At 65.2% G+C, this 25,871-nt stretch carries 26 protein-coding genes; 18 read left to right on the top strand and 8 right to left on the bottom strand.

All coding sequences use genetic code 11. From position 1 onward, the window contains the following. Window positions 1–127 precede the first annotated feature (127 nt). The 3 genes from XH98_RS40205 (at window position 128) to XH98_RS40195 (ending at window position 3,463) form a co-directional block, all read left to right on the top strand. Window positions 128–1,321: a urate hydroxylase PuuD gene (locus XH98_RS40205; protein ID WP_271621875.1), complete on the top strand. Its 1,194-nt coding sequence runs from the start codon at window positions 128–130 to the stop codon at window positions 1,319–1,321. 145 nt (window positions 1,322–1,466) lie between these two features. Continuing rightward, on the top strand, window positions 1,467–2,324 hold the full coding sequence (locus XH98_RS40200) for a VOC family protein (protein ID WP_271621874.1): 858 nt from the start codon (window positions 1,467–1,469) through the stop codon (window positions 2,322–2,324). Window positions 2,325–2,494: 170 nt separating this feature from the next. Further along, window positions 2,495–3,463: a lytic transglycosylase domain-containing protein gene (locus tag XH98_RS40195; RefSeq protein ID WP_271621873.1), complete on the top strand. Its 969-nt coding sequence runs from the start codon at window positions 2,495–2,497 to the stop codon at window positions 3,461–3,463. Between the two features lie 46 nt (window positions 3,464–3,509). Here XH98_RS40195 and XH98_RS40190 read toward each other — a convergent pair whose 3' ends face one another. Further along, window positions 3,510–4,643 carry a DUF1236 domain-containing protein gene (locus XH98_RS40190; protein ID WP_271621872.1) on the bottom strand — a complete coding sequence of 378 codons (1,134 nt, stop codon included), beginning with the start codon at window positions 4,641–4,643 and terminating at the stop codon, window positions 3,510–3,512. 436 nt (window positions 4,644–5,079) lie between these two features. Here XH98_RS40190 and XH98_RS40185 point away from each other — a divergent pair, with 436 nt between their 5' ends. The 9 genes from XH98_RS40185 (at window position 5,080) to XH98_RS40145 (ending at window position 11,594) form a co-directional block, all read left to right on the top strand. Continuing rightward, window positions 5,080–5,682, top strand: coding sequence for a hypothetical protein (locus tag XH98_RS40185; protein WP_271601727.1), 603 nt, complete (start codon window positions 5,080–5,082; stop codon window positions 5,680–5,682). After that, on the top strand, window positions 5,679–6,023 hold the full coding sequence (locus XH98_RS40180) for an HGGxSTG domain-containing protein (protein ID WP_271621871.1): 345 nt from the start codon (window positions 5,679–5,681) through the stop codon (window positions 6,021–6,023). Before XH98_RS40185 ends, XH98_RS40180 begins: the two co-directional genes overlap by 4 nt. A gap of 25 nt (window positions 6,024–6,048) precedes the next feature. After that, the gene (locus XH98_RS40175; protein ID WP_271601725.1) at window positions 6,049–6,405 is read left to right on the top strand and encodes a response regulator; all 357 of its coding nucleotides are present in this window, start codon (window positions 6,049–6,051) and stop codon (window positions 6,403–6,405) included. A 403-nt stretch (window positions 6,406–6,808) separates the two neighbouring features. Next, the gene (locus tag XH98_RS40170) at window positions 6,809–7,132 is read left to right on the top strand and encodes a PadR family transcriptional regulator (RefSeq protein WP_220000671.1); all 324 of its coding nucleotides are present in this window, start codon (window positions 6,809–6,811) and stop codon (window positions 7,130–7,132) included. Next, window positions 7,133–7,705, top strand: a complete 573-nt coding sequence (locus tag XH98_RS40165; protein WP_271601724.1) for a DUF1700 domain-containing protein — start codon at window positions 7,133–7,135, stop codon at window positions 7,703–7,705. It begins immediately after the preceding gene. 13 nt (window positions 7,706–7,718) lie between these two features. Continuing rightward, window positions 7,719–8,636, top strand: a complete 918-nt coding sequence (locus XH98_RS40160; RefSeq protein ID WP_271621869.1) for a GIN domain-containing protein — start codon at window positions 7,719–7,721, stop codon at window positions 8,634–8,636. Window positions 8,637–8,682: 46 nt separating this feature from the next. Next, window positions 8,683–9,669, top strand: a complete 987-nt coding sequence (locus tag XH98_RS40155; protein ID WP_271621868.1) for an alpha/beta hydrolase family protein — start codon at window positions 8,683–8,685, stop codon at window positions 9,667–9,669. 223 nt (window positions 9,670–9,892) lie between these two features. Further along, complete coding sequence (locus XH98_RS40150) at window positions 9,893–11,395, top strand: CYTH and CHAD domain-containing protein (protein ID WP_271621867.1); 1,503 nt, start codon at window positions 9,893–9,895, stop codon at window positions 11,393–11,395. A 16-nt stretch (window positions 11,396–11,411) separates the two neighbouring features. Continuing rightward, the gene (locus XH98_RS40145) at window positions 11,412–11,594 is read left to right on the top strand and encodes an avidin/streptavidin family protein (RefSeq protein ID WP_271621866.1); all 183 of its coding nucleotides are present in this window, start codon (window positions 11,412–11,414) and stop codon (window positions 11,592–11,594) included. Between the two features lie 275 nt (window positions 11,595–11,869). On the opposite strand, the gene XH98_RS40140 is transcribed toward XH98_RS40145, so the two are convergent. From XH98_RS40140 to XH98_RS40130, 3 genes are all read right to left on the bottom strand, one after another. After that, a complete protein-coding gene (locus XH98_RS40140; RefSeq protein ID WP_271621865.1) occupies window positions 11,870–12,217 on the bottom strand; it encodes a hypothetical protein in 348 nt (115 codons plus the stop codon). 167 nt (window positions 12,218–12,384) lie between these two features. Continuing rightward, entirely contained in the window at window positions 12,385–12,831 is a 447-nt protein-coding gene (locus tag XH98_RS40135) for a hypothetical protein (protein ID WP_271601718.1), read from the bottom strand. Between the two features lie 70 nt (window positions 12,832–12,901). Continuing rightward, window positions 12,902–13,399: a GDSL-type esterase/lipase family protein gene (locus tag XH98_RS40130; protein WP_271621864.1), complete on the bottom strand. Its 498-nt coding sequence runs from the start codon at window positions 13,397–13,399 to the stop codon at window positions 12,902–12,904. Between the two features lie 203 nt (window positions 13,400–13,602). On the opposite strand from XH98_RS40130, the gene XH98_RS40125 reads away from it, so the two are divergent. From XH98_RS40125 to XH98_RS40105, 5 genes are all read left to right on the top strand, one after another. Beyond that, window positions 13,603–14,850 carry an MFS transporter gene (locus tag XH98_RS40125; protein ID WP_271621863.1) on the top strand — a complete coding sequence of 416 codons (1,248 nt, stop codon included), beginning with the start codon at window positions 13,603–13,605 and terminating at the stop codon, window positions 14,848–14,850. A 34-nt stretch (window positions 14,851–14,884) separates the two neighbouring features. After that, complete coding sequence (locus XH98_RS40120) at window positions 14,885–16,090, top strand: M20/M25/M40 family metallo-hydrolase (RefSeq protein WP_271621862.1); 1,206 nt, start codon at window positions 14,885–14,887, stop codon at window positions 16,088–16,090. A gap of 147 nt (window positions 16,091–16,237) precedes the next feature. Continuing rightward, window positions 16,238–17,326: a mandelate racemase/muconate lactonizing enzyme family protein gene (locus XH98_RS40115; protein ID WP_271621861.1), complete on the top strand. Its 1,089-nt coding sequence runs from the start codon at window positions 16,238–16,240 to the stop codon at window positions 17,324–17,326. A gap of 100 nt (window positions 17,327–17,426) precedes the next feature. Further along, complete coding sequence (locus tag XH98_RS40110) at window positions 17,427–18,575, top strand: amidohydrolase (RefSeq protein ID WP_271621956.1); 1,149 nt, start codon at window positions 17,427–17,429, stop codon at window positions 18,573–18,575. 70 nt (window positions 18,576–18,645) lie between these two features. Continuing rightward, on the top strand, window positions 18,646–19,791 hold the full coding sequence (locus tag XH98_RS40105) for a caspase family protein (protein WP_271621860.1): 1,146 nt from the start codon (window positions 18,646–18,648) through the stop codon (window positions 19,789–19,791). 127 nt (window positions 19,792–19,918) lie between these two features. Here the strand turns inward: XH98_RS40105 and XH98_RS40100 are convergent, their stop codons facing one another. From XH98_RS40100 to XH98_RS40085, 4 genes are all read right to left on the bottom strand, one after another. Next, window positions 19,919–20,665 (bottom strand): Crp/Fnr family transcriptional regulator, encoded by a 747-nt coding sequence (locus XH98_RS40100; RefSeq protein ID WP_271621859.1) that lies wholly within the window; start codon window positions 20,663–20,665, stop codon window positions 19,919–19,921. Continuing rightward, a complete protein-coding gene (locus XH98_RS40095; RefSeq protein WP_271621858.1) occupies window positions 20,665–23,832 on the bottom strand; it encodes a CheR family methyltransferase in 3,168 nt (1,055 codons plus the stop codon). The genes XH98_RS40100 and XH98_RS40095 overlap by 1 nt, the downstream gene beginning before the upstream one ends. A gap of 169 nt (window positions 23,833–24,001) precedes the next feature. After that, window positions 24,002–24,283, bottom strand: a complete 282-nt coding sequence (locus XH98_RS40090; RefSeq protein WP_271621857.1) for a hypothetical protein — start codon at window positions 24,281–24,283, stop codon at window positions 24,002–24,004. Between the two features lie 5 nt (window positions 24,284–24,288). Continuing rightward, window positions 24,289–25,296 carry a chemotaxis protein CheB gene (locus tag XH98_RS40085; RefSeq protein ID WP_271621856.1) on the bottom strand — a complete coding sequence of 336 codons (1,008 nt, stop codon included), beginning with the start codon at window positions 25,294–25,296 and terminating at the stop codon, window positions 24,289–24,291. Between the two features lie 90 nt (window positions 25,297–25,386). Between XH98_RS40085 and XH98_RS40080 the strand changes: the two genes are divergently transcribed. After that, entirely contained in the window at window positions 25,387–25,788 is a 402-nt protein-coding gene (locus XH98_RS40080; protein ID WP_271601710.1) for a response regulator, read from the top strand. Window positions 25,789–25,871: the final 83 nt, after the last annotated feature.

Raw genomic sequence — 25,871 nt, 5'->3', positions numbered from 1 at the left:
GATGTGCAGATGGTGTGATCCATCGTACTGGAAAACGGTGCGGATCGGTGCAACAGATTGTAAGGGCACGGCCGCAGGTTGCGGTCATCAAAGCTGCGGCATCGGTGTCGCGATTGATGGGGTGATCATGTGGGGATCGATCGTATCGGAATGGGCGGGCCTGCTGCTGCGCTGGCTGCACGTGGTGGCCGCGATCGCCTGGATCGGCAGCTCGTTCTATTTCATCGCCCTCGATCTCAGTCTCAAGCCCAGGAGCGATTTGCCTGACGGCGTGCAGGGCGAGGCCTGGCAAGTCCATGGCGGCGGCTTCTACCGGATCATGAAGTATCTCGTGGCTCCCGCCCAGATGCCGGACGAACTGACCTGGTTCAAATGGGAGGCCTACACCACCTGGCTGTCCGGCTTCGCGCTGATGGTGGTGGTGTATTATCTCGACGCCGACCTGTTCCTGGTCGACAAGTCGACCCTCGATCTCACGCCTTTCCAGGCCGGGCTTTTCAGCTTCGGCAGCCTTGCACTGGCGTGGCTGCTTTACGAGGCCGCCTGCCGCACCGGGCTTGCGCAGCGCGAGCTGCCCTTCGCCATCGGCGGCTATCTGTTCCTGGTCGCGCTGACCTACGCCTTCACCCATGTGCTCAGCGGACGCGGCGCCTTCAACCAGATCGGCGCGCTGATCGGCACCATCATGGTCGCCAACGTCTTCGCGGTGATCATTCCGAACCAGAAGAAGATCGTGGCTAGCCTGATCGCAGGCAAGGCGCCCGATCCGAAGCTCGGCAAGACCAGCAAGGAGCGCTCGGTCCACAACAACTATCTGACCCTGCCGGTCGTCGTGCTGATGATCAGCAATCACTATCCCCTGCTCTACGCCACGCGCTTCAACTGGATCATCGTCGCGATCGTGCTGGCACTCGGACCGGTGATCCGCCACTTCTTCAACGAGGGACATGCCGGACGCAAATCGCCGTGGTGGGTATGGGGCGTGGCGGCAGTTGGCGCGATCGCGATCCTTTTTCTCTCCGCAGCTGGGCCGCGCGAGGTCAAGACCGGCGCGCTGTCGACGCAGCCGACACTCGCCAATGTCGAGGAGATCGTGATGTCCCGCTGCAGCATGTGCCATGCTGCCGAGCCGGTCTGGGCCGGCATCGTCACCGCGCCGAAGGGCATCCTGCTCGATGCACCCGAGCACATCCATCGCAACATCCGCCTGATCGGGCGCGTCGCGGCCTGGTCCAACGCGATGCCGCCGGGCAATATCACGGAAATGACCAGCGAGGAGCGCGCCGTCCTCGCCGCCTATATCGGCGAGCAGCATCACTGATCACAACGCGTCGATGCCGCGTTTCGCGGAATGAAAATCCGGATCTCCCCTCGATTTGAAAATGACTTGGGCGCTTATCCGGCGTAGACAAGACTGGCGGCCGCAGGCCGTCCAAGGTCAGTTCGCAATTGCCGGGGAAATCACAGTGGCCCTCAAGAACGTCATCGGTATCGACCACGCCGTGGTCATGGTGAAGGACCTCGACAAGGCTGCCGAGAACTATCGCCAGCTTGGCTTCACGCTGTCGCCGCGGGGCACCCACAGCGCGCATATGGGCACCGGCAACTACACCATCATGTTCGACCCCGATTATATGGAGCTGCTCGGCGTGCTGGTCGCAACCGAGCACAATGCGCCGGCGCGCGCCTTTGTCGAGCGACAGGGTGAAGGCATCGAGCGCATCGCCTTCACCGCGATCGATTCCACAGCCGGTGCCGAGGAAATCCGCGCACGCGGCTTCACGCCTGTTGGCCCGACCGATTTCGAGCGGCCGGTGACACTGCCTGATGGCACGGTCTCGGCCGCCAAATTCCGCACCTTCATGTGGCCGACCGCCGAAGCGCCCGGCGGGGTGCGCATCTTCGCCTGTCAGCACAAGACCCGCGAGACGGTGTGGATTCCCGAGCTGATGCAGCACGCCAACGCGGCGAAGCGGATCAGCCAGGTGCTGATCGCGGCGCCCGAGCCCGCAGCGGAAGCCGCTCATCTGGCGCGGCTGATCGATCGCGAGCCGAAGGCAGGGGCCGACGGCGCAGTGACAGTGCCCTCAGGCGGCGACCGCGCCGACTTCGTCTATCTGACGCTGGAGCAGCTCGGCAAGCGCTATCCCGGCGTGCCGCTCGCTGGCCTCTCGGGGCGCGGCGGCGCCGCGCTGGTGCTCGTCAGCGGCGATCTCGCGGCGACCGAGAAGGCACTCGGCCCGGCAGGCGTCCGCAGCGGAGCGGCAATCGTCGTGCCCCCGGCCAAGGCCAATGGCACCCTGATCGCCTTCGTCGCCGGCTGATCCTGAGCTGCTGTGGAACGGCGGGAGCGGCCGCCGGCGTTCCTGCGACGGGAACACCGTACTAACACCGGTGGTCTTTCGGAATCGCAGCTTCGCCGCAATTACGGTTAAGAAGTCCTTGTCACCAGCGCTCGCTGGTCGTTCCCCACAGTTCGAGGACTCTTACCGAGATGCGATTTCTCGTCGCGGCTTGCGCTGCGTTCCTGCTTCTGATGTGCGACATCAGCCCGGAGCCGACATGGCAAATCTCACATGTCGACCAGGCCACGCCGAAGTCCGATCGCGCGCCTTCCCTGGTGCCCCTCGTCGACCTCTTCCTCGCCAGCGTGCAGGCTATTGAACTTGCCAATGCGCGCGCGTCCTACGAGGAGACGATCGAGCCGGAGCCCGGTGTCGAAGGTGCCGCGGAGACTCCGCCGTCTCCGACTGAACAATTCTGCCGCGCGCTGAAGCAAGCGGCGGAGGAGAGCGGCATTCCCGTGCCGTTCTTTGCCCGCCTGCTCTGGCAGGAGAGCCGATTCAAGTCGAACGAAGTCAGCCAGGCTGGTGCACAAGGCGTTGCGCAATTCATGCCGGAGACCGCCGCCGAGGTCGGGCTCGACGATCCCTTCGATCCCATGAAGGCGCTGCCCGCATCGGCAAGATTCCTGCGCAAGCTCCGCGACGATTTCGGCAATCTCGGCCTGGCCGCAGCCGCCTACAACGCCGGCCCCGGCCGCATCCAGAAATGGCTCGCCAGGGAGAGCGAGCTGCCGCGCGAGACGCGCGACTATGTCCGCATCATCACCGGCACCAAAGCCGAAGACTGGATCGAGCGTTCGGATGCGCTGGCGATTCGGATCGACCTGCCGCGCGAGGCGCCGTGCGAGGGCGTCGGCAGCCTCTCCAAGATCAGGGACGTTGCCTGGGTGCCCGCGAGCCTCACGCCCTCGACGGCCAGCATCGTTCGCAAGGCCGAGCAGCTGGCGGCGCGCCTCGCGGCCAATCGCGCCCGCAAGCATCTCGTGTCCCTGCTCCGCAAGGGCGGCGCGGCCCGCGGCAAGGCGCGCAGCATGATCGCGGCCCGCGCCAAGGGCGGAGCGAAGGGGGCGAAGGCCCACGCCGTCCGCGTGGCGGCGCGCGAGCGCTCCTCGGGCTGATGGCATAGATCAGGAAGCCGCTCGATGGAGCGGCTTCCTGCGGCGGCTACTCGACCTCCTCGATCACGCGACGCTCGCGAGGCTCGACGACATAGGTCCGCGTGTCGCGATGGATGTAGCGGTAGTCCCGCAGACCCGGCGCGTCCTGGTAGACCGTGCTCGGGAACTCCTCGACCTCGACACTGTCAGGAACGCGATCACCGACATGGATCTCGGTGCGCGCGGTGCTGCCGGTGGTCCGCACTTCGCTCCGCTCGGGGCGCGCCTTGACGTGCTTGCGGATGACCTCGCGATCCCTATCCGAGAACTTGCTGGCGCTGCGCTCGCGCGTCGTCGTTGTCGTCGTCGCGGTGGATTGCCCTGAGTACGGCAGCACCGTTACGATCTTGTAGGTGGCGGGATCGACGATGACGATCTCGTCCTTGACTAGCGCAAAGCTGTAGCCGCGATATTGCGGCACGATCTCCACGACGTCAGGCGGCAGCGTCGCCAGCTGCACGTCGCGCGGCACCACCGTGCCGACGTTCAGCGAGAAATTCACGTTGGTCAGCGGCCGCACGTTCAGGTGCGAGATCGAGGCGCTGATCTTGGTCTCCTGCTGCCGGTCGAGCTTGACGTCGGTTCGGGCAGCCATCTGCGAATTGGTGTCGGTGCGCGCGCCCTGCGCCTGGTTGCTGCTCGGCGCCTGCTGAGCCTGGTTGTTGGTCGGCGCCTGCTGAGCCTGATTGGTTCCGGTCGCGCTCGGCGCCTGCTGCGCCTGGTTGTTGGTGTTGGCGGGCGGCTGACTGCGATCCTGTGCCTGGTTGGTGTTCGTCGCAGGCGGATTGGCGCTTTGCTGGCTCGCGGGCGGATTGGTCGGGCTCGAGTTCGCCGTACCGGTCTGCGGCCGTGGCGATGTATCCGTGTTGTTGGCCGCGTTGGTCCCGGAACCGGGGGATGCGGAAGATGGTGCGGTGCTCTGGTTATTCTGTGCCGACGGTCCCGACGTCGAGGGCTGCTGCGGCTGCGAGGTGGTCTGCTGCGACTGAGCCGTCCCCGATGGCGTGGTGGTGGAGGGCGTCGCGGATTTGTCTTGCGATGGTGCGGATTGCTGCGAGGTCGTGTTCGTGTTCGGCGCTTGCGCAAAGGCAGCGTTCGCCAGCACAAGTCCCAATGCGGTGGTTGCCAGCAGGCGGATCATGGTTCTCTCCCTTTGGTCCTGACAATTGTTGGCTATTAACCTGCGCTAAGAAGCGAGGTTCCAGTTTTTCCCGGACGAGGCCCGGGCGCTTCATCGGCACGGAACCTTGCGGAGGCCATCGACAAGCGCCGGCATCCGCACCTGTCGAAAACAACCCCATGCACAGTAGCCGGCCCCCGCCAGATCAGGGCCTTGCACGTCGGCGACTGCTGAATTTCAGAAAATCACTTTGACCCGTCGGGCAAAACAGGAGTATGGTGGCATGATCGCGCTATCAGGCTCTGTCCAGCTCCGCCCAACGAGGCGGCGCGCGCGACCCGGCTGCGCGACAACGTCTCATCACCACCTGAAAAATCTCAACCGCCGCATCAGTAGACGCGCGATCGGCTTCGCTTGCAGCGAGGCCGCGCGCCTGCGCCGGCAAAGGACACATCTCATGACCACATCCCTGACATCTGCCGAAACGACGGCCATCGCAGCCAGCGATCGCGCCGCGATCATCGCAACCCCGAAGGTCAGGCTCCGTCGCAGGCGCATCGTGATCGAACACCCTGATACGAAGGCCGGCGAAGCGCTGCTGGCCGAGGCGCTCGGCGCCGCCGACCGCGACGCGCTGCATGGACTGTTGAGCCAGCTGGTGAAGGCCAGCGTCGTCGCGCGCAAGCCCGACCAAGGCAACCTCGCCTTCATGGTCTCGACACTGAAGAGCATCGCGCCGAGGGATTCGCTCGAATCCATGCTGGCGGCGCAGATGGTGAGCATTCAGGTCGCGACCATGCGCTGCGCCTGTCGCCTCGCCTGCACCGACGATGTGCAGCAGCAGGAGAGCCTCACGCGCGCCCTGACCCGGCTGTCACGCACCTTCGCCGCGCAGATCGAGGCGCTGAACCGTCACCGCAGCAACGGCGCCTGTGCGATCACGGTGCAGAATCTCTCGGTTCAGGACGGCGGCAAGGCCGTCGTCGGCAACTTCACGCAGCACACGAACCTGATCGCCGCGCAGCCCGGCTTTGTGGACGCGGCGGCCCTCCCCGCATGAGCCACGCCCGCAACACCTGCGCGATGCGAACGAGCCGGCGTTGCGGCGCGCAAACACGCAATGGTGACGCCTGCCGCGCGCCGGCGCTGCGCGGCAGGATGCGCTGCCGCATGCACGGCGGCGCATGGGGATCCGGCGCGCCTGATGGAAACAGCAATGCCCTCAAGCACGGCTACTTCACCAGCGAGGCGATCGGGGAGCAGCAGCTCGTTCGTACCGTGCTGCAGGAAGCTGAGGATCTGCTGCGCAAATTGCTCGCGCGTTCGGACACAATTTGCAGCCCGGACGAGGGCGAAGCCGGATGCAGTACGGAGGGAACAGATTCCCTCCTCCGCGATTAACAAATGTTAAAACATGAGGTGCGTCATGGGCCAATCAAAGCCGATCAGGCCGACCGCGCTCGTCGTCGAAGATGACGACATTCAACGCGAGATGCTGGCGCTGCTGCTCGAAGAGAGCAATTTCGAGGTGCTTCAGTGCGAGGATGCCGAGACCGCGGCGCTGGCGCTGAAGGCACGGCACCCCACCCTGATGGTCACCGACATCAATCTGGTCGGCAAGATGGATGGCGTGGACCTGGCCTACCTCGCCCAGCAGCAGGACGCCGACATGCGGATCATCGTGATCTCGGGCCATCCGCTGCCGCGTCGCCTGCCGCCTGGTGCGAGGTTCCTCACCAAGCCGGTCTATGCGACAACGCTGCTGGCGGAAGCCGGGCAATAGTCGATGGTTCGCAGCTCGTAGGATCTGTAGCGCGTCAACGAAACCCACTGCGCCTTGGCGCAGGGCTATCGCTTGCCACGCGCGGGACGATGCTTCGCATCGCCCCGGGCGTGCATAGCCTCGGCGTCCTTTGGAAGGACAGCCGCCGAAGGCGGCCTATGCTCTCCCGCAAGCAAGCGGGAGAGGCGGGAGCAAGCCCGCAGACACCCCCTGAGCGATGCGGGAGCCCGGTGCAGCCTCCCGTTCACCTGCAGATGACAGCCCCTTTGTTCTCTTCCCTCCAGCAAACGTGATCGCGCCGGCCGCGCTCGCGACGGCCGGGGCGCTACCTTTTATAGAGATGTACCTTGCATTAAAAGGTACCTTGCAATATGTTGTCTCCACGGCCAACCGCGCAGCTGCCATGACCGAACAGAACCAAGTCCAGCTCAAGAAAGGTGCACTCGAACTGTGCGTGCTGGCGCTGTTGGCGCGCGGCGAAAGCTATGCCTATGAGATTGCCAGCGCGCTCGCTTCCGGCGTCGGCATGGGAGAAGGAACGATCTACCCGCTGATGCGGCGCATGCAGGACGACGGGCTCGTCGATACGCGCCTCGCCGAATCGAACAGCGGCCCGCCTCGCAAATATTATCGGCTCACCCCCGCCGGCCGCGCTGCCTTCGCGGCGCAGAAGCGCGAGTGGCGGACGTTCACGGATGCCGTCAACCAGTTGCTGGGAGAACGCTGAATGAACCGCGTCGCCTTCTTGACTGTCCTCAATGACGGGCTCGCCGGACTTCCAGCGCGGGAGATCGACGACATCCTTGCCGACTACATGTCCTATTTCGACGAGGCCGAGGCAGCCGGGCGAAGCGAGGCCGATGTGGCAGCCGCGCTCGGCGACCCCAGGCGGCTGGCGCGCGAGCTGCGCGCCGAGACCGGGCTGCGTCATTGGGAAAATCACCGCACGCCAGGCAACTCCGCCGCCGCCCTGCTCGCGCTGGGGGGACTGGCCACCGTCGATATTCTGTTCCTGCTGCCGCTGCTGTTCGCCGTAGCCCTGATCATGCTGGTGATCGGCCTCGTCGTCTTCGCGCTCGGCATCGTCGGGCTCGGATTGCTGCTGAGCCTCGTGAAGATCGGGCACTTTGCCTCGATCGCCGCGATGCTGCTGCGCGCGGTGGCCGGGATCGGGCTGATCTCGGCCAGCGTCGGATGCGGCGCACTCCTGCTGCTGGCACTCGACGGCGCCGTGAAGTTGCTCGGGAATTACGCCCGGCTGCACTACCGGCTGCTCAAGCCAGAACAAGATCCGACTTGATAGGAGGTGCGCCATGCGCAGACGTCTGTTAGGGATCGCAATGTTGTCGCTGGGCATTGCGGCGGCGTGCGGGGTCATCGCGGTTCTGACCTCCGCAACGGAATGGATGGACGGCGATCACCGATCCTGGGCAGGAACGTTGCGAAGCTGTGCTGCGGCGAAACCGGCCGGCGCAAGCGAGCGCCGCACCGTCGATCTCGCATGGGCCGGCAGCGATGCCGTCAAGATCAGAATTCCGGCGCAAGTGCATTATCAGCCCGGCCCGAAGCCACAGGCCAGCGTCAGCGGCGATGCCGAGCTGGTCAGCCATGTGCGCCTGCGCGACGGCACGCTGGAATGGGACACGGTGGAGTGGGACCGCCTGGTCGATTGCTTTCCGGCGAGCGATCTCGTCGTCCAGCTCTCCGGCCCTGCGGTCACGGCCTGGACGCTGAACGGCTCGGGCGAACTGACCCTCTCCGACATCAAGCAGGATGCGCTGCGCGTCACCGTGCACGGCAGCACCACGGTGACGGCAAGCGGCGAAGCCAAGGAGTTGTGGTTCGATGCCGCCGGCTCGGGCCGAGCCGATTTCGGCCGGCTCGTCGCGCAAAAGACCAGCGTGAACATGTCGGGCAGCACGAACCTCAAGCTCGCCGATGTCAAGCAGGACATGCTGCGCGTCGTCATGAGCGGCAGCAGCACCATAACCGCCAGCGGAACGGCCCACGAGGTGTCGCTCGAATCCGCCGGCTCCAGCCGCGCCAATCTCGGCGGACTGATCACCGAACAAGCCAGCGCGAAAATCCACGGCAGCGGCGACGTCGACCTCGCGCCACGCCAGGATGCCGATATCTCGGTCTCCGGCAGCGCCGTCGTGAAGCTGCACGGCAACGTGGCGCGGATCAATTCGCACGTGTCGGGCTCCGGCGAGATCAAGCGGATGCCGTAGGACTTTCGCGAGTCAAGCAGCCCTGCGCAACACGAAGGAGACGTCGATGTCCGCTTCCGTCAACGCTTGCAGATTCCTCGCCGCCATCGGCTTCTGCCTCATATCGACGTTGGCGCAGGCTGCCGGCCTGCGATCGATCGATATTCCCGCTGACGCCGATGGTCCGGCGATTCACGGCATGGTCTGGTATCCCTGTGCCGAACCGCCGGGAGAGATTCGTATCGACATCTTCGTCCTGCCAGGGGTGAAGAATTGCCCGCTCGCAGGGGACCACCTGCCGCTGATCGCCGCTTCCCATGGACGGCGCGCCTCGCTTCTCGGCAATCGCGACACCGCCGAGGCGCTCGCCGACAACGGCTTCGTCGTTGCAGCTATCAATCACCCAGGCGATACCGCGCTGGATCCAGGCCGTTCCGGCGATCTCTCGGTCTTCGTCGAGCGGCCCACCGACATCAAGCGCCTGATCGACTTCATGATCGGGACATCGCCGTTCGCAGCGAGAATCGATCAAGACAGAATCGGCTTCTTCGGCTTCTCGCGCGGCGGCTATACCGGACTTGTGCTGCTCGGCGCCAATCCGGATTGGACCGGAGCGGCCACGAACTATTGCCGCCGAGGGCAGTCGCTGTTCTGCCAACAGATCCTCGGCAGGACATATCCTTCGCAGCCCCTCACGCACGATCCGCGGATCAAGGCCGCGGTGCTCGCCGATCCTCTGGCCATCTTCTTCTCTGCCGAGAGTTTGGCGCCGCTCAAGGCGCCGGTTCAACTCTGGGCATCGGAACGGGGTGGAGACGGCGTGCTGCCCCACGATGTCGGCGCTGTGGAGGCAAACCTTCCGGCCCGACACGAATATCGCGTCGTTCCGAACGCCGGGCATTTCGCGTTCTTCCTGTGTCCGCCGGCGCTGGTCAAGGAGCGGCCCGAACTCTGCGCGGATGCGCCCCGCTTCGACCGGGGCGCATTCCATGCCGAGTTCAACGCCGACGTGCTGGCATTCTTCCGGAAATGGTTGATCCCGACGGCCGAGTGAGATGCATCGAGACCGGGATGGCACTGAGATGCACGGGCCCATGGGAGCCTGCTTCGACAGAGCTCTCGCTCTCAACGGTCGCTGACACCACGCCGCGCTATTCCCTGAAGTTTCCACGACAACAACTTCAGTTCCACCACGCTGAATGACCTGCACTTCGCGGCCGCTTCGCGGAACTTCTCGTTCCTGCGCCACTTTGAATCCCGCAACGGAGGCATTGCCGATGAATGCCGAAACGGAACTGAAATTCCGCGTTGCGCCCCGCAAACTGTCGTCGGTCCTGCGCGGCGGCCGGCGCAGCGACCGGTCGGAAAAGACGCTCGTTTCGACCTATTACGACACGAGCAAGCACAAGCTGCGGCGGCACGGCCTCACGCTTCGCGTGCGCAAGGTCGAGGGCCACTGCGTCCAGACCGTGAAGGCGGGCGGAGCGGGAGGCGTCACCCGCGGCGAGTGGGAACAGGACGTCGCCGGCGAAAAGCCCGATCTCGAGAAGACAAGAGATACGCCGCTCGACAGGCTCGCGAGCAAGAAGCTTTCTCGCAAGCTGAGGCCGGTTTTTCAAACGATTGTTCATCGCGTCGCGCAGGCGCGACGTCTCAGAAACAGCCGGATCGAGCTTGCGGTCGACCGCGGCCGGATCGGCGCCAGGCGCCGCGCGCAGCCGATCGCCGAGCTCGAGCTGGAACTGAAATCCGGCCGTGTCGGCAACCTGTTCCAGATGGCGCGAACCATCGCGCGCAAAACCGATGCCGAGCTCGATCTACGCTCGAAGGCCGAACGGGGCTACCGGCTTGCCACGGGCGTGCGCGACGGCGCTCAACATGCCGAGCCGATCCGGCTCGATCACGCGATGTCGGCCCTCGATGCATTCCGCGCCATCGCGCATTCGACGCTGCGGCAGATCACGGCGAATGCCGATCCGGTGCGGAAGATGGATTCGGAAGGGGTCCACCAGATGCGGGTGGGCCTGCGGCGGCTGCGGGCGGCGATCTCGCTGTTTGCCGATGTCCTGCCGCGCACGCGGACGGCGCGGATCAAGGCCGAGCTCAAATGGCTCACGGGCGAGCTTGGCCCGGCGCGCGAGATCGACGTGTTCGTGAGCGAGAGCGTTCGACCGATCACCGATCGGGGCATTCCAAAGCGCGGGGCACGCGCGCTCCGCAAGAAATTCTCCGCAGAGCGGAAGGTGGCGTTCAGCCGCGCCGGCGACGCGGTTGGGTCGGCGCGCTACCGCCGTCTGCTGATTGACGCAGTCGAATGGATTGAGACCATGCGCCCCCGCCCCGATGATGACCTGGGGATCCCTGCCTACGCAGCGCAGGTGCTTGGCGGGCGCATCGACAAGGCGCGCAAGCAGGGCAAACGGCTCGGCGAGCTCGCTCCCGAACAGCGCCACAAGCTGCGCATCAGGATCAAGAAGATCCGCTATGCCATCGACTTCTTCGGGAGCCTCTACCGCAAGCGTGACCAGAACGAGCTCGCAGAGCTTTCGTCCCGGCTGAAGCGGATTCAATCCGCGCTGGGATCGCTCAACGACTTCATGGCGCATCGCGAGCTGGCAACAGACGCCGCGCTGAACGCCCCGCCGGCGAACCGGCGCGCCCAGGCTTTCGCCTCGGGCTTCATCGTCGGCCAGGAACACGAGGCGGCGCGCGGGCTGATGCAGGATGCCGCAAAGGAGCTGCATCGATTGCACCGGCTGCGCATCGCGCCGGGCAAGTGACTTCGGGAGATCAGGTATGGCATCACGGGTCGGCACGTCATGGGTTGGTGCTTGGCGAAATCAATTCGGCTCGATGTTGCGCATCATCAGCGATGCAGAGGGCCGCATCGAGGGCACCTTCGAGACCGCGCTCGAGGACAGCGGCTTCTATGGACAAACGGTGCAAGTCACCGGATTTCACGCCTGGATTCCGCTATGAGGCACAAGCACCCGGTGTAAGGAATGGGCCGGCAACTTCCGGTCTAACGCGTCCGCTTTGTTGCGCCGTGCTCACGTTAACGCGCGGCCAAAGAGAATCACCGGCCCCCCCGCGATCAGGAGGTACCTGCGGGCCCCTCGCCGCCTGCTTTACCTGTGCGCAATGCTCGCCGGAGGAGAGCAATGCCCCGAGCACTCCTGAACGGAGTGAAATATGTGCCGTTCGGGTAACAGTCCGCGCCAGAAATGACGTGCGCACCTGCTCGCCTTAATCAATCACCCTTTGTGCGGAACATTCGATCGAGCGCTCGACTTTCCAACACCATCGAGGCGCGTCGTGTTGCCCTGGGTTAGCCGCGCGGAATTGATGGCGAAGAGGAGATCATCGTGACGAAGCTCGCCAAGCTGCTTGCAATAACCGCCATACCGGCCTTGTTGATCGCAACGTCTGGACCGCTGCTCGCTGGAGGCGGTGGTGGCGGCGGTGGCGGTGGTGGCGGCGGCGGCGGCGGCGGCGGAGGGGGAGTTGGCGGCGGCGGCGGCGTCGGAGCCGGCGTTGGCATGGGTGGGGGACATGGCGGCGGCGTGGGTGCAGGGCATGGCGGAGTGGGAGGAGTCGGCCACGGCAGTTCGGCGTCAGCTCCAGGGCACGCGATGCAAGCAGCGTCTTCGAGCTCGCACTCGCATGGAACGAATCACGGCGCTTCAGGCTTCAGCCCGGGACACCTAGGGCACGCAATACAGGCGGCGTTTTCAGCGGTGTTTTCGAGCTCGCACTCGCATACCGGACATCACGGTTCACCAGGCCATGCCGGGCATTCCGGCGCATCCAGCTTCAGCCCAGGACACGAAATGAAGGCGGCAACTTCAAGCCCGCCGTCCGGGCATCCGGGGGCATCCAGCTTCAGCCCGGGACATGAGATGCAGGCAGCGACTTCAAGCACGCCCTCCGGGCATCCGGGCGCATCCAACTTCAGCCCGGGACATGAGATGCAGGCGGCGACTTCAAACCCGCCCTCCGGGCATCCGGGCGCATCCAGCTTCAGCCCGGGACATGAGATGCAGGTGACGACTTCAAACCCGCCCTCCGGACAGCCGGGCGCATCCAGCTTCAGCCCGGGACATGAGATGCAGGCGGCGACTTCAGGCACGCCCTCCGGGCAGCCGGGCGCATCCAGCTTCAGCCCGGGGCACGAGATGCAAACGGCTCCGAAGCCTTGAACGGCGACGACCAGCAACGAGCCGAGCTTCGCTCAAGTCGAACGGCCTAGCCGTTCAGACTTGAGCTCCTTGATCTCAACAGACGATCTATTTGCCCAGCGCCGCGGCGACCTGGCCGGCCAGCTGCTCGGCCAGCATGTGATAGCCCTCGGGCGTAAGATGCTGCCCGTCGGGTTGATGCGGCAGTCCGTGCAGCATCCCGTTCGGCAGCATGACCACCTTGACTCCCATCGCGCCGAGCCGGCTCTGGATTTCGGGCGTGTTGTCGGCGGCCAGCTTTCTCCGGTCGTTTCCGCCGGGCTGGAGGATCACCACACTCGTTCCCTTGGGAACGTCGCGATCGAGCCGGGCCAGCATGCCTCCCGTGGTGTCACCATTGATGCCGGCATTGATGACGCGGACGTTAAGCCCCCTCGCACGGAGCAGCGCTTCCAGCTGTGCGGGATAGGCCTGGCTGCGCGAGACGCCCTTGCCAAACGTGTTGCTGGCGCCAAGGGCGACGACGGTTGCAGCGTGAGCGGTGCCAAACATGGCGAACGCCGCGAATGCACCGAGAAGAACGATCCGTCCGTGCCTTGCGATCATTTTTGCGCCCCCTGATCGAGATGACATTCCCACCACATGCTTATCATCGATTGCGGCATCACGCGCACGCTCCAATCGAGCGCGGCGCCGGAGCGTCGTGCCGCTACCGCTGGCGGGCCATGCGATAAGCTGCCCCCTCGCGGCATTGGCATGCCCTCTCCGATCATGTAACCCGACAAAAACGTTGCCGGGACGGGACGCTGATGGATGCGATTGCCAATGACGACGCGGGGCACGGCACTCGCTCGCTGATCTTTGCGCTGGTGGCGCTGGCCTGCGGGCACATGCTGTCCACGCTGCTGCGCACCATTCCCGCGCTCAGCCTCGATCTGATGGCGGCGGATTTTCATGTGCAACCGCAGGCGCTGGCGAGCCTCACCTCCGTCTATCATTTTGCGTTTGCGGCCTCGCAGATCCCGGTGGGCGCGGCGATGGACCGTTTTGGCGTGCGGCCGGTGTCGCTGAGCCTGCTTGCGGGAACCGTGGTCGGCGCGATCGCGTCGGGCCTGGCGACGGGACCTGAGAGTTTTGCGTTCGGGCAATTGCTGCTGGGCGTCGCCACGTCGGGCATGCTGATGTGCCCGATGACGCTGGCTGCCAAGCAATTGTCGGCAGCGCGCTTCGGGCTGTGGTCGGGCGCGATCCTGTCGATCGGCAATATCGGCATGCTGCTGTCGGCGAGCCCGCTCGCCTTCGTGGTCGACACTTACGGCTGGCGCGCCGGGTTCTGGATCGCCGCAGCCGGCGGCATCGCGGTGGCGCTCGCGGTGTTGGTGCTGGTGCCGAACCAGCCGGCCGAGCACAAGGACGATTCGTCGCCGCTGGCGCAGATGATCGAGGTGCTCAGGCTCGGTCTGTCGCGGCCGTTGCGCGGATTGATCGCGCTGGCACTGGTGTCGCTGGCGACCTCGCTGGTGCTGCGCGGATTGTGGGGCGGGCCGTGGCTGATGCAGGTCAAGGGCCTGTCGCGGGTCGAGGCCGGCAACCAGCTCGGCGCCTACACGCTGGCGATGATCGCGGGCCCCCTGCTGATGGGCATGCTCGACCGCAAGGTCGGCCGCCGCCGCGAGCTGGTGGCCGGCACGCACAGTCTCGCGGCGACGCTGGTGGCGCTGATGGCGCTCGGCGCGCCGCATTATGCGGTGGCATGGCTGTTCGGCGTTGAGGTCATGCCGCCGCAATATGATCTCGTGCTGTTCGTGCTGATCGGGCTAGCGACCTCCGCCCAGCCGCTGCTGTTCGGCATGTGCCGGCAGCTGGTCGACGCGCAAGTCGCGGGCAAGGCGCTGGCGGCGGTGAACCTCGCCTTCTTCCTCGGCACCGCGCTGATGCAGTCGATGTCAGGCGCCGTCGCGGCGGTCGCGGGACTGCCGGCAGTGCTGCTGTTCATGGCCGCGATGCTGTTCATCGGCGTGATGATCTTTTTGACTTACACCTCGGAGCATTCGTAAGTTAGGCGCTTCGCATCTCAAGGGAATTCAGTTCATGCCTGTCGACACCAAAGCCGCCACCGACCGTCTCATGCGCTTCCTTTCCGTGGAAGGCGTCACCGGACAGGAGGCGGCGATCGGGCGTGAGCTCACCGCTGCGCTGAAGGAGGTCGGCGTGCCCGCCAAGGCGATCCGGCTCGACGACGCCAACACGCGCATTCCCGTGCCGACCGAAACCGGCAACCTCATCGTCGACCTGCCCGGCCGCGGCGCGCTGCACAACCAGCCGCGCATCATGTTCATGACGCATATGGACACGGTGCCGCTCTGCGCCGGCGCCAAACCGAAGAAATCCGGGCGCAAGATCGTCAACGAGGCCAGGACCGCGCTCGGCGGCGACAACAGATGCGGCTGCGGCGTGCTGGTGACCCTGGCGGCCGAGCTCGAGAAGCAGAAGCTCGATCATCCGCCGATCACGCTGTTGTTCTGCGTGCGCGAGGAGAGCGGGCTCTACGGCGCGCGCCACGTCAAGCTCGACGAGCTCGGCTCGCCGGTGATGGCGTTCAACTATGACGGCGGCTCGGCCTCCAATGTCGTGATCGGCGCTGTCGGCGCCGACCGCTGGACCGTCGAGATCTTCGGCCGCGCCTCGCATGCCGGCGTCGCGCCGGAACGCGGCATCTCCGCGACCATGATCATGGCGCTGGCGCTTGCCGAGGTGAAGGCCGGCGGCTGGTTCGGCAAGGTGGTGAAAGGCAAGGGCGCGAGCGCGCGGACGGGCACCAGCAATGTCGGCCCGGTCACCGGCGGCGAGGGCCGGCCTGCGGGCGATGCCACCAACGTCGTCACCGACTATGTGCATGTGCGCGGCGAATGCCGCAGCCATGACGGAAGATTCTTCAAGGAGATCACCAAGGCCTACAAGGCCGCGTTCGAGAAGGCCGCCAAGAAGGTGACCAATGCGCAGGGCAAGTCCGGCAAGGTCAAGTTCAAGGCCGAGACCGACTATTATCCGTTCCGCATGAAGGAGAACCTGCCGGTGGTGAAGCGCGCGATCGAGGCCGTGTCTGCCGTCGGCGGCACGCCCAACGTCCGCGCCGCCAATGGCGGCCTGGATGCCAACTGGATGGTCCGCCACGGCATTCCGACCGTGACGTTCGGCGCCGGCCAGAACGAGGCGCACACGATCGACGAGTGGATCAACCTGGACGAATATGATCGGGCCTGTGCGCTGGCCGTGCAGCTGGCGACGACGCGCTAGAGAGATCCGTAGGGTGGGTTAGCGCTGCAGATGCGCGAAGAGCATCTGCAGGGCGTAACCCACCGCTGTTTGTCACCGCAGAGACAGAAGTGGTGGGTTACGCCTTCGGCTAACCCACCCTACAAAAGAAAAAAACAGGGAGGCCACATGCCGCGCATCGCTGATATCGAGACCGGACTCTACCGGATTCCCCTCCCCGTCACGCTGTCCGATTCCACCCATGGCGACATGTCGGCGTTCGAGCTGATCACCTGCCGCATCCGCGATGCCGATGGCGCGGAGGGTGTCGGCTACACCTACACGGTCGGCCGCAATGGCGGCGCCATCGCCGATATCCTCAAGCGCGAGATTCCGCCGCTGGTCGGTGGGCGCGAGGCTGAAGACACCGAAGCGATCTGGCACCACGTCTGGTGGAGCCTGCATTATGGCGGGCGCGGCGGGCCGACGGTGCTGGCACTGTCCGCGCTGGACATTGCGCTCTGGGACCTGAAGGCGCGGCGCGCGAATTTGCCGCTGTACCGGCTGCTCGGCGGCTTCGATGCGCGCGTGCCGTGCTACGCCGGCGGCATCGACCTCGATCTCTCGGTCGAGGCGCTGCTCAAGCAGACCGACGGCAATCTCGCCAAGGGCTTTCGCGCCATCAAGATGAAGGTGGGCCGGCCCGATCTCAAATCCGACGTCGCGCGCGTCGCGGCGATGCGACAGCATCTCGGCGAGGGCTTTCCGCTGATGGCGGACGCCAACATGAAATGGACGGTGGAGGAAGCGATCCGCGCCGCCCGCGCCTTGGCGCCTTACGACCTCACCTGGCTCGAGGAGCCTGTCATTCCCGACGACGTCGCTGGCCACGCGCGCATCATGCAGGCCGGCGGCGTCCCGATCGCGGCGGGCGAGAATCTGCGCTCGCTGTGGGAGTTCAAGAACTACATCGTGACAGGCGCGGTGTCCTATCCCGAACCCGACGTCACCAATTGCGGCGGCGTTTCCGCCTTCATGAAGATCGCACGGCTGGCGGAGGCCTTCAATTTGCCCGTCACCAGCCACGGCGCGCACGACATCACCGTGCACCTGCTCGCGGCCTGCCCGAATCGCTCTTACCTCGAGGCGCACGGTTTCGGGCTGGACAAATATATCGAGCATCCGCTGGTGCTCGAGGACGGCAAGGCGCTGGCGCCGGACCGCCCGGGCCACGGCATCGGCTTCGACTGGACCGCGCTGGCGAAGCTGGCGGCGTAGGAACGCGTTGCTGCACGCGAGGCATTCCAACGGGCTTGATGCGAAGTGCGGATAATCGACTAGAGTGGTGACAGCTGACACCATCAGAGAGAGCCGCATTTTGACCCCCGAGCTGCATCAAAAACTGACCGCGTGGCGCCAGCATCTGCATGCCCATCCCGAGCTATCCCTGCAGGAAAAGGCGACCGCCGCCTTCGTGCGGGAGCGGCTCACCGAGCTCGGCATTCCCTTCGTGTCAGGCATCGGCGGCCACGGCATCGTCGCGACGCTGACGCGCGGATCGGCCGAGAGGCGCGTCGGCCTGCGCGCGGACATGGACGCGCTGCCGATCACCGAGGATACGGGGCTCAGCTACGCCTCGAAACATCCGGGCGTGATGCATGCCTGCGGCCATGACGGGCACACCGCCTCGTTGCTCGGCGCGGCCGCGCTGCTCGCCGCCGACACCAGCTGGAGCGGCACCGTCGATTTCATCTTCCAGCCGGCCGAGGAAGGGTTTGGCGGCTCGCGCGCGATGGTCGCGGCCGGGCTGTTCGAGCGCTTCCCGATGCAGCGCGTGTTCGGCTTCCACAACTGGCCGGGTCTCGAGGCCGGAACCATCGCGGTGCATGACGGCGCGGTCATGGCCTCGGGCGGACGCGTCACCATCACCATCGAGGGCCATGCGGGCCACGCCGGCATGCCGCATCTCACCCGCGATCCCGTCATGGCCGCCGGCCATCTGATCGTGGCAATGCAGGGAATCGTCTCGCGCAGCATCGATCCGCTCGACACTGCCGTGCTCTCGCTGTCGACCATCGAGGGCGGCACTGCGCCCAACCAGATCGCGGGGAAAGTCACGATCCGCGGCACGCTGCGGCATCATCGCAATGGCGTGAAGGACATCATTCTGGCGCGGATCGCCGAGATCTGCGCCGGCATCGCCACGAGTTTTGACGTCAAGGTCACGCCCGACATCGTCATGGGGGTCGGCGTGACAATCAACTCGCCGGCGGAAGCGGGCCTTGCGCGCATGGCCGCGGACAAGGTGGGGGCGCCCGTGCGGCGCGATCTCGCGCCGAGCATGGCCGGCGAGGATTTCGCCCACTACCTCGCGCAACGGCCCGGCGCGTTCGTGTGGATCGGCAACGGGCCCCTGCGCGACGGCGCCGAGCTGCACGGTCCGCGCTATGATTTCAACGACGCGATTCTCCCGGTGGCATCGGGCTGGATGGCCGAAGTCGCCAAGACCGCGCTGGCGGCGAACTGAGAGGCGGCCCCGTGGCCCCCTTGGGCCGGATGCGCTAGGATCGAAACGGATTCGATCCAGCGAGATCAGGATGAACCGGCGCGAATTCGTCTCAGGATTGGCTGCGGCGTCAGCATTCGCGAACGTAGCGCCTTTGGCTGAAGCCGCTGAAGCAAAGCGCGTCGCACTCGTCATCGGCAATGGCGCCTACAGGAATGTGCCCGCGCTGCTCAATCCGCCGAATGATGCGAACGACATCGCCGCGGCGCTGAGGCGGCTCGGCTTCACGGTCTCCCTGGCAACGAATGCGAGCTTCGACGAGATGCGGCGCGGCCTGATCGCGCTGGGGCGCGAGGCCGCCGGCGCCGACATGGCGGCGGTGTATTTCGCCGGCCACGGCATGGAGATCAATGGCGAGAACTGGCTGATCCCCGTTGATGCCGAGCTGAAGCGGGACACGGACGCGGCAAATGAAGCCATCAATCTGCAAAGCGTGATGTTGCAGGTGTCGAGCACCACGAGCCTCGGTCTCGTCATTCTCGACGCCTGCCGCAACAATCCGTTTGCGGCCAAGATGAACAGGTCGATCGCGACGCGCGCAGCTCCCGTGAGCGGGCTCGGCCGCATCGAGCCCGTCGGCAACGTGCTCGTCGCCTATGCCGCGCGCGACGGCACCACGGCGCTCGATGGCGATGCGCGCAACAGCCCGTTTGCGGCGGCGCTGCTGCGCAACATCGAGGCGCCGGGCGTCGAGGTCACCTTCATGTTCCGCAACGTCCGCGACGACGTGATGGAGGCGACGCGCAACGCACAGCAACCGTTCGTCTATGGCTCGCTGTCGCGCAAGGCGATCTATCTCGCCGGCCGGCCTGCTGATGGTAGCGGGCAAGCACCGCCGCCGAGCCCGCTTCCGGCGGCGGTGTCCCCCGCACCGACGTCGCCTGTGATCGATCCCGCGCTGGTCGGCACCTGGGAGCTCGTGGTGTCGAGCGGCCGCGGCCAGTCGCGCTGGATCTGGCAGATCATGAGCGACGGCACCTACAGATTCCATGCCGAGCCGCAGCGCTCGGCGCGTGCGCATGAAGGCACGATCACGGCCGCGAACGGCCGCTGGACCCTGCACGCAACCAGGGGCCTGTCAGGCTACAGCGATGGCGGCGCCTATGAGATTCACGACGCGCTCGCCGTTATTACAGGCAAGCTCGGCACCGGCGCCTGGAAGCGCAGCGCTGAGTAGCTCACTGCAGGCTCGGCTGACGCCCGACTAAAGCGCGATGAGATTAAGCTGAATCGTCATCGCGCTTTAGGTATTGTTTGAGCATGATCCCTTCGGAAAACCGCTTCGCACTTTTCCGGATCATGCTTTAGCCGCGCCGATAGAGTTGCAGATATCCCGGCGAGAACAGCGCCGCGCTCTTGAGCGCATCCAGATCCGGGATCGTGAGCGTCCGCTCTCGCAGGATGATCAGGCCGGCTGCCCTGAGCTCCTGGACCGTGCGGTTGAGGTGGACAACCGAAAGCCCGGTCGCGTCGGCCAGATCCATCTGGGTCACGGGAAAGCTGCACGAATTGCCGTCGGCATGTCCGACCGGCCGGAGCCGCTCGTAGATTTCGCAGAACAGGTGGGCAACCTTCTCCAGCGCCGCGCGCCGCCCGAGATTGATCGCCCATTCCCGCTGAATTGCATTGTTCAGAACGGTCTCGCACATGAACGCTTCGGCAAGCGTGCGCTCGCTTGCCATGAGGGTCTCGAAGTGGGGGCGTTTGATCTCGGCATAGGCAACCGACGTCGCTGTCGAGATCGAATGGTCGATGGCAGGCAGAAGATAGGCATGCGCGTCGCAGGTCTCGCCGGGCAGGATGAAATTGACGATCTGGCGACGACCGTCCTCGAGCGTCTTGTGCCGGAACAGCCAGCCCGAGAGCACCACCCTGACGCTGTCGATCGGATCGCCTTCAGCGACCAGATCCTCTCCCGGACCGGCCCGGAACAGGCCCTCGGAAATGGCTTGCTCGAGTGCCGCAACAGCGCTTTCCGACAACGGCCGCAACAGGTTGAGGCGGCGAACGACCGCCTGTGCCAATCCTCCTTCGTTGCCTTGGGAGCGCATCAGCCGTCCATTGAAGGCGTGTGAAAGGTTCGTTTGCTCAGGGGAATTGCAATCTGGCACTGAAACCCTGAGGCATTGAAGGACATCGTCGTCTGCCCCTTCAGGTCGAACGCCAGGGTCCGCTCCAGGAGCTCCGCACCAAAGCCTTTCCGCGTCGGCTGAATGACCGGCGGCCCGCCTCGCTCGCGCCAATCGAACAGCAGACGCGGCGAGTCGGCGGCTTCATCGATGCGCCAGGAGATTTCGAGGCGGCCCAAGGGGTGGCCGAGCGCGCCGTATTTGAGCGCATTGGTCGCAAGCTCATGGATCGCCAGCGCAAAGGTCTCGGCGGCCTTGGGTTGGAAGCGAACCGCGGGGCCGGACACGCGCATCTGCTCGCCCTCTCGGGCATTATAGGCAAGCAATTCCTCGACGACGAGGTATTCGAGATCGACACCACCTTCGGGATCGCGCGTCACCAGCGCCTGCGTCCGTGCAAAGGCATTCAGGCGGCCATCGAGATGCGCGGAATACTCCTCAACGGTGGAGCTGGTCTCGGCCGATCGGCGAGCGATCGAACGTACCACGCCGAGTGTGTTGCGGACGCGATGCTGCAGCTCGGCAAGCAGCAGCCGCTGCCGCTCCTCCGCGCGCGTGATCGCGGTGACGTCGATGAAGGTGACGACCACGCCGGCGATGAAATTGTCGATGCTGCGATAGGGCAGGATTCGGACGATATAGCGCGTGCCACTGTCCGGCGCGGGCAGCTCGCGCTCGGCGCTGGCGAGCGTGCGCGCCACGCGACGGACATCGTCGTAGAGCTCTTCGATCGGAATACGGGCCTTGATGTGGGCGATCGGGCGGCCGACATCGGTCTCGACCAGATGCAGGATCTGGGTGATCGCCGGCGTGAAGTTCATCACACGCAGATCGTTGTCCAGGAACACGGTCGCGATCTGCGTGCTTTCGAGGAAATTCTTGAGATCACTGGTGGCGCGCGTCAACTCCTGTACGCGGTGGGCGAGTTCGCCATTGACCGTGGTCAGCTCTTCATTGACCGACTGCAATTCCTCCCGCGAGGTTTCGAGCTCTTCGTTCGCCGACTGCAGCTCCTCGTTGAGCGACTGATACTCCTCGTTGGAGGATTTCAGCTCTTCGTTGGTGCTTTCAAGCTCTTCGATGGTCGCCTGGAGGCGCTCGCGAGTGGCGCGCAAATCGCTCTCAAGCCGCTCGACATGCTCGGTTCGCACCAGACTGCCCGAACCGCTGTCGCTTGCCTCCAGCCCGCGCGCCGGTCCATCCTTGAACAGCACGACGAAACTACGGTGGCCGTCCGGGCCATCCTGGATCGGCTCCACGGAGATATCGACGAGCACACGGTGACCGTTGACGCCGAGCTGGACCTGCTCGGCGTGGGCGGATTCGCTGGTCTCGGCCGCGCGGCTGAGCGCCGTGCGGAGCTCCAGCCTGAGGTCGCGGTGCACGAGCTGGAGCAGGTCGAGCGAGGCTGCACCCGCCGTGGGCTCGATATAGCGGCCGGTGCGACCGGAAAAATGCAGGATCTGGAAGTTGTCGTCCGTGATCACATAGGCCGGGGCGTAGCGCTCGGCGATACGTTGGGCGCGGCGCTCCAGCCCGACGTCGGGGCCGAACGAACGAACCGAGGGCAACTCGACCGGAACGCGGCCCGCGCTGGTCGAGATCGGAAACTCCGGCGGCAGCCGCGTGCCGGTATCCAGCTTCTTGAAGATACGGGCGCGACGATCGACCGGCGCGAACAGTTTCGGATGCCGCGTCACGTTCTCGGAATTGCCGAGAAACAGATAGCGCTCAGGCAGCAGCGCAAAGTGAAACAGCGGGATGACGCGATTCTGCAGCTCGGCGTTGAGATAGATCAGGAGGTTGCGACAGGACACCAGGTCGAGTTTCGAGAACGGCGCGTCCTTGATCACGTTGTGCTGGGAGAAGATGCACATCTCCCTGAGCTCCTTGACCACGCAGTAGGTATCGCCCTCGCGCACGAACCAGCGCGCCAGGCGCTCGGCGCTCATGTCATGCTCGATATTGGTGCGGTAGCGGCCGACACGCGCGGTCGCGAGCGCCCGTCCGTCGATGTCGGTCGCGAAGATCTGGACCTGCGGGGCGGAGTCCAGCGTCGCCATATGCTCCCGCAGCAGGATGCCGATCGAATAGGCCTCTTCGCCGGTCGCGCAGCCGAGCACCCAGACGCGAACCTGTTGCCCGGCTCCCTTGTTCTCGAAGATCTTTGGAATGATCTGGGATTCCAGCACGTCGAACTCCCGCTTGTCGCGAAAGAACTCGGTGACGCCGATCAGAAGATCGTTGAAGAGATGCTGGGCCTCGTCCTTGTCGTTCCTGAGGAAATCGACGTAGGAGGCAATCTCCTCGATCTGCACCACCTGCATGCGGCGCTGGACGCGGCGCAGGAAGGTGTTCTGCTTGTAGCCGTGGAAGTCGTTGCCGGTCTTGTTGCGCAGAATGTCGGCAATGCGCGACAGTGAGGTCGCGGCGGCCGCCAGCACCTCGTCAAAGCCCTGTTTCTCCTCCAGGCGCCGCAGATGGCGCGCATAGACCTGGATATGCTCCGGAATATCTTCCGGAGAAAGCACATAATCGGCGATAGCGGCTGGTCCGTTGCCGTCGACGAGATGCTCGGAATCGTCATCGGCCACTTTTTCGGCGATCGCCAGGCCGCCATGGTCCTTCAGGGTGGCCGCTCCCAGCGTGCCATCGCCGTCGGTGCCGTTCAGCAGCACGCCAATGGATTGCTCGGCGCGCTCTTCCGCGAGCGACACCAAAAAGCTGTCGATGGTCGCCCGCTCGCCGGGCCCCTGCTCCGCCCTGCGCACGGCAAAACGACCGCCCTGAATCGTGGTGATCATGGCAGCCGGACTGAGATAGATCGTCCCGCCTTCGATCGGCGCCCCGTCTCGCGGCTCCGAGAGCAGGGCTCCCTCGGCGCGCTGAATGAGAGCCGCGAGCCGCCCGTCCGAGAACGCTTCGCGATGCTGAAGCACGAGCACGACCGTCTGGTCGTCCCCAAGAGCAAGCTTTGCGAAGAAGCGCTCGATGCTGTCGATGGCGCCGGAGGAGGCACCAACCCCGATGATCAGTGGCGCCTTGCCCTGGCGCTCCCCATCACCCGGCGCAGTGGCGACTTCATCCATGATGGCCGTTACTCTCGTTCGCGGTATCCAAGCAATTCAGCCGCCAGCAGATACCAGAAAATCAGCCTATCCCAACAGCCAAATGGCGGAAATAGCTTCGTGTTCCGCGTGGAGCTGGGATCATAGAACAAGGAGAGAGGCTGATCGGCTACCCCGAAAATCGTGGCGATCAGCGGGCCGGCGATGGCGCGGAATCGATCTCACTTTGGAGGTAGTTGACCCGCTGGACGATCAGGGTGCGGTGCCGCTCCCATTCGACGAGGGTCTGCTTCAATAGCTCGACCAGTCTTTCCGCATGGCGCGAGTCGTGCCCCCCGGCCTGCAGCTCGCGCACCAGATCCTCCTGGTTGCGAATCCGCAGCCAACCTTCGTTGATGTCGGCATCCGCCTTCACGAGAAGGCGCTGCTCGGCGTGGAGCTGCTCGGTCCGGTCGGCAAGGGAGATGGCCATGCGCCTTACGTCTCTCGCGGGCGGATCGCCGGATGGAACGATTGTAGCACAACCCGCCGGATCATGTCGGCATATTCGCGATATTCGGCGGCGCGCAGATCGTACATCTCGGCGACCGCGGGCCGACCGCTGCGCCTTCCATCGTCCGCCATGCGCTGCACCAACTCGGCGCGCTCTTCGATGATCCGCAGCGCCACACGCAGTGCCTCGTCAACCTCTCCCTCCTGCTCCTTGGCGAGCGCGTCGGCGGTATAGGCATGGCCGACCTGACAGCGAAAGCGCATGGGCTGGCCACCTTTCAACAGGGATAGAACCCCGCCGCAGCTCGGACAGGTCAGCGCTGCAGGATCCGCAATATTGGTGAGGCTTCCTGCCCCGATTCTTTCGCCGGCCGCGATTTCGACCTCCAGGCGGATGTCGGGAGCCACCGGCAGCGCGGTCCCCGGCGCCTCCTGCGCGAGATCGGACAGGACATCACCGAGTCTTGCAGCCGGAACGCAGAGATCGGCGATGGTCGCCCCCAGCGCGCGCTGCGGCATTTGCGGCGAAATCGCGTCGGCGGGGTCCTGGACCAGCGCCATTCCACCGCAGCGTTTGATGGCATGGAGCCCGGCAGCGCCGTCCGAGAGCAGGCCGCTGAGGACAATCCCGATGACGCGGGGACCGTGGTGCACGGCCGCAGAGCGGAACAGGGCGTCGATCGCCGGACGGACCATGTTCTCGCGCGGACCACGCCCAAGCCGGATGTGCGTTCCCGATAGCAGAAGGTGGTAGTCGGGCGCAGCCAGATAGACATGGCCGCGCTCGAAGGTCATGCCGTCGACCGCCTGATGAACCGGCAGCCTCCCCGCAGCGGCGGCCACGGTCGACAGGATGCCGATGCCCTGCGCCGGAATGTGCAGCACGATGAAGATGGCCGCCGGCAATTCGCGCGGAAGCCCGGCCAAGATCTGCTTCAACGGGGCGGTGGCGCCAGCGGAGCCACCGATGACAATGATGTCGCGGTTGCTCATCGGGAACCCGCCATCTCCTGCTTGGTTTGCACCAAGGCGGCCCTTGGCCGTATGTTCCAATGTCTTTCGAGAAGCGGAGGAAACCTGCCGATGATGCCAACGTCGTCGCATGAGCGCGGGTCGCTGTCGGGACGCCGAGTCCTCGTCGTCGAGGACGAATATTACCTCGCTGACGATATCGGCCGTGCCCTGCGATCGGCCGGCGCCGACGTCGCCGGACCGGTCGGCGAAGTCGAGGATGCGCTGCGCATCCTCCACGACGGCTCGATCGTCGACGGCGCGGTGCTCGACGTGAACCTTCGCAGCGAGACGGTTTATCCCATTGCGCAAGAGCTCAGGACACGCCAGGTGCCGTTCGTGTTCACGACAGGCTACGACCCGGTGAGCATCGCACCTCAATTCCAGGACGTGGCGCTCTGGGAAAAGCCGATCGACATCGCGTCAATGATCCGCGGACTCGGCGGACTGATCGGCTCGCGCCGGATGTCGTAGCGCAGTTCGAGGGGCCCCTCTCGACTTGCGACAGCCAAATTTGAAGCGCAGGAAATTCCGAGCCGGCTAGAGCAGCCTGCTCC

The sequence above is a fragment of the Bradyrhizobium sp. CCBAU 51745 genome (genome assembly GCF_028128715.1).
Taxonomy (GTDB): Bacteria; Pseudomonadota; Alphaproteobacteria; order Rhizobiales; family Xanthobacteraceae; genus Bradyrhizobium; species Bradyrhizobium manausense.
This window is presented reverse-complemented; position numbering and strand designations above follow the sequence as displayed.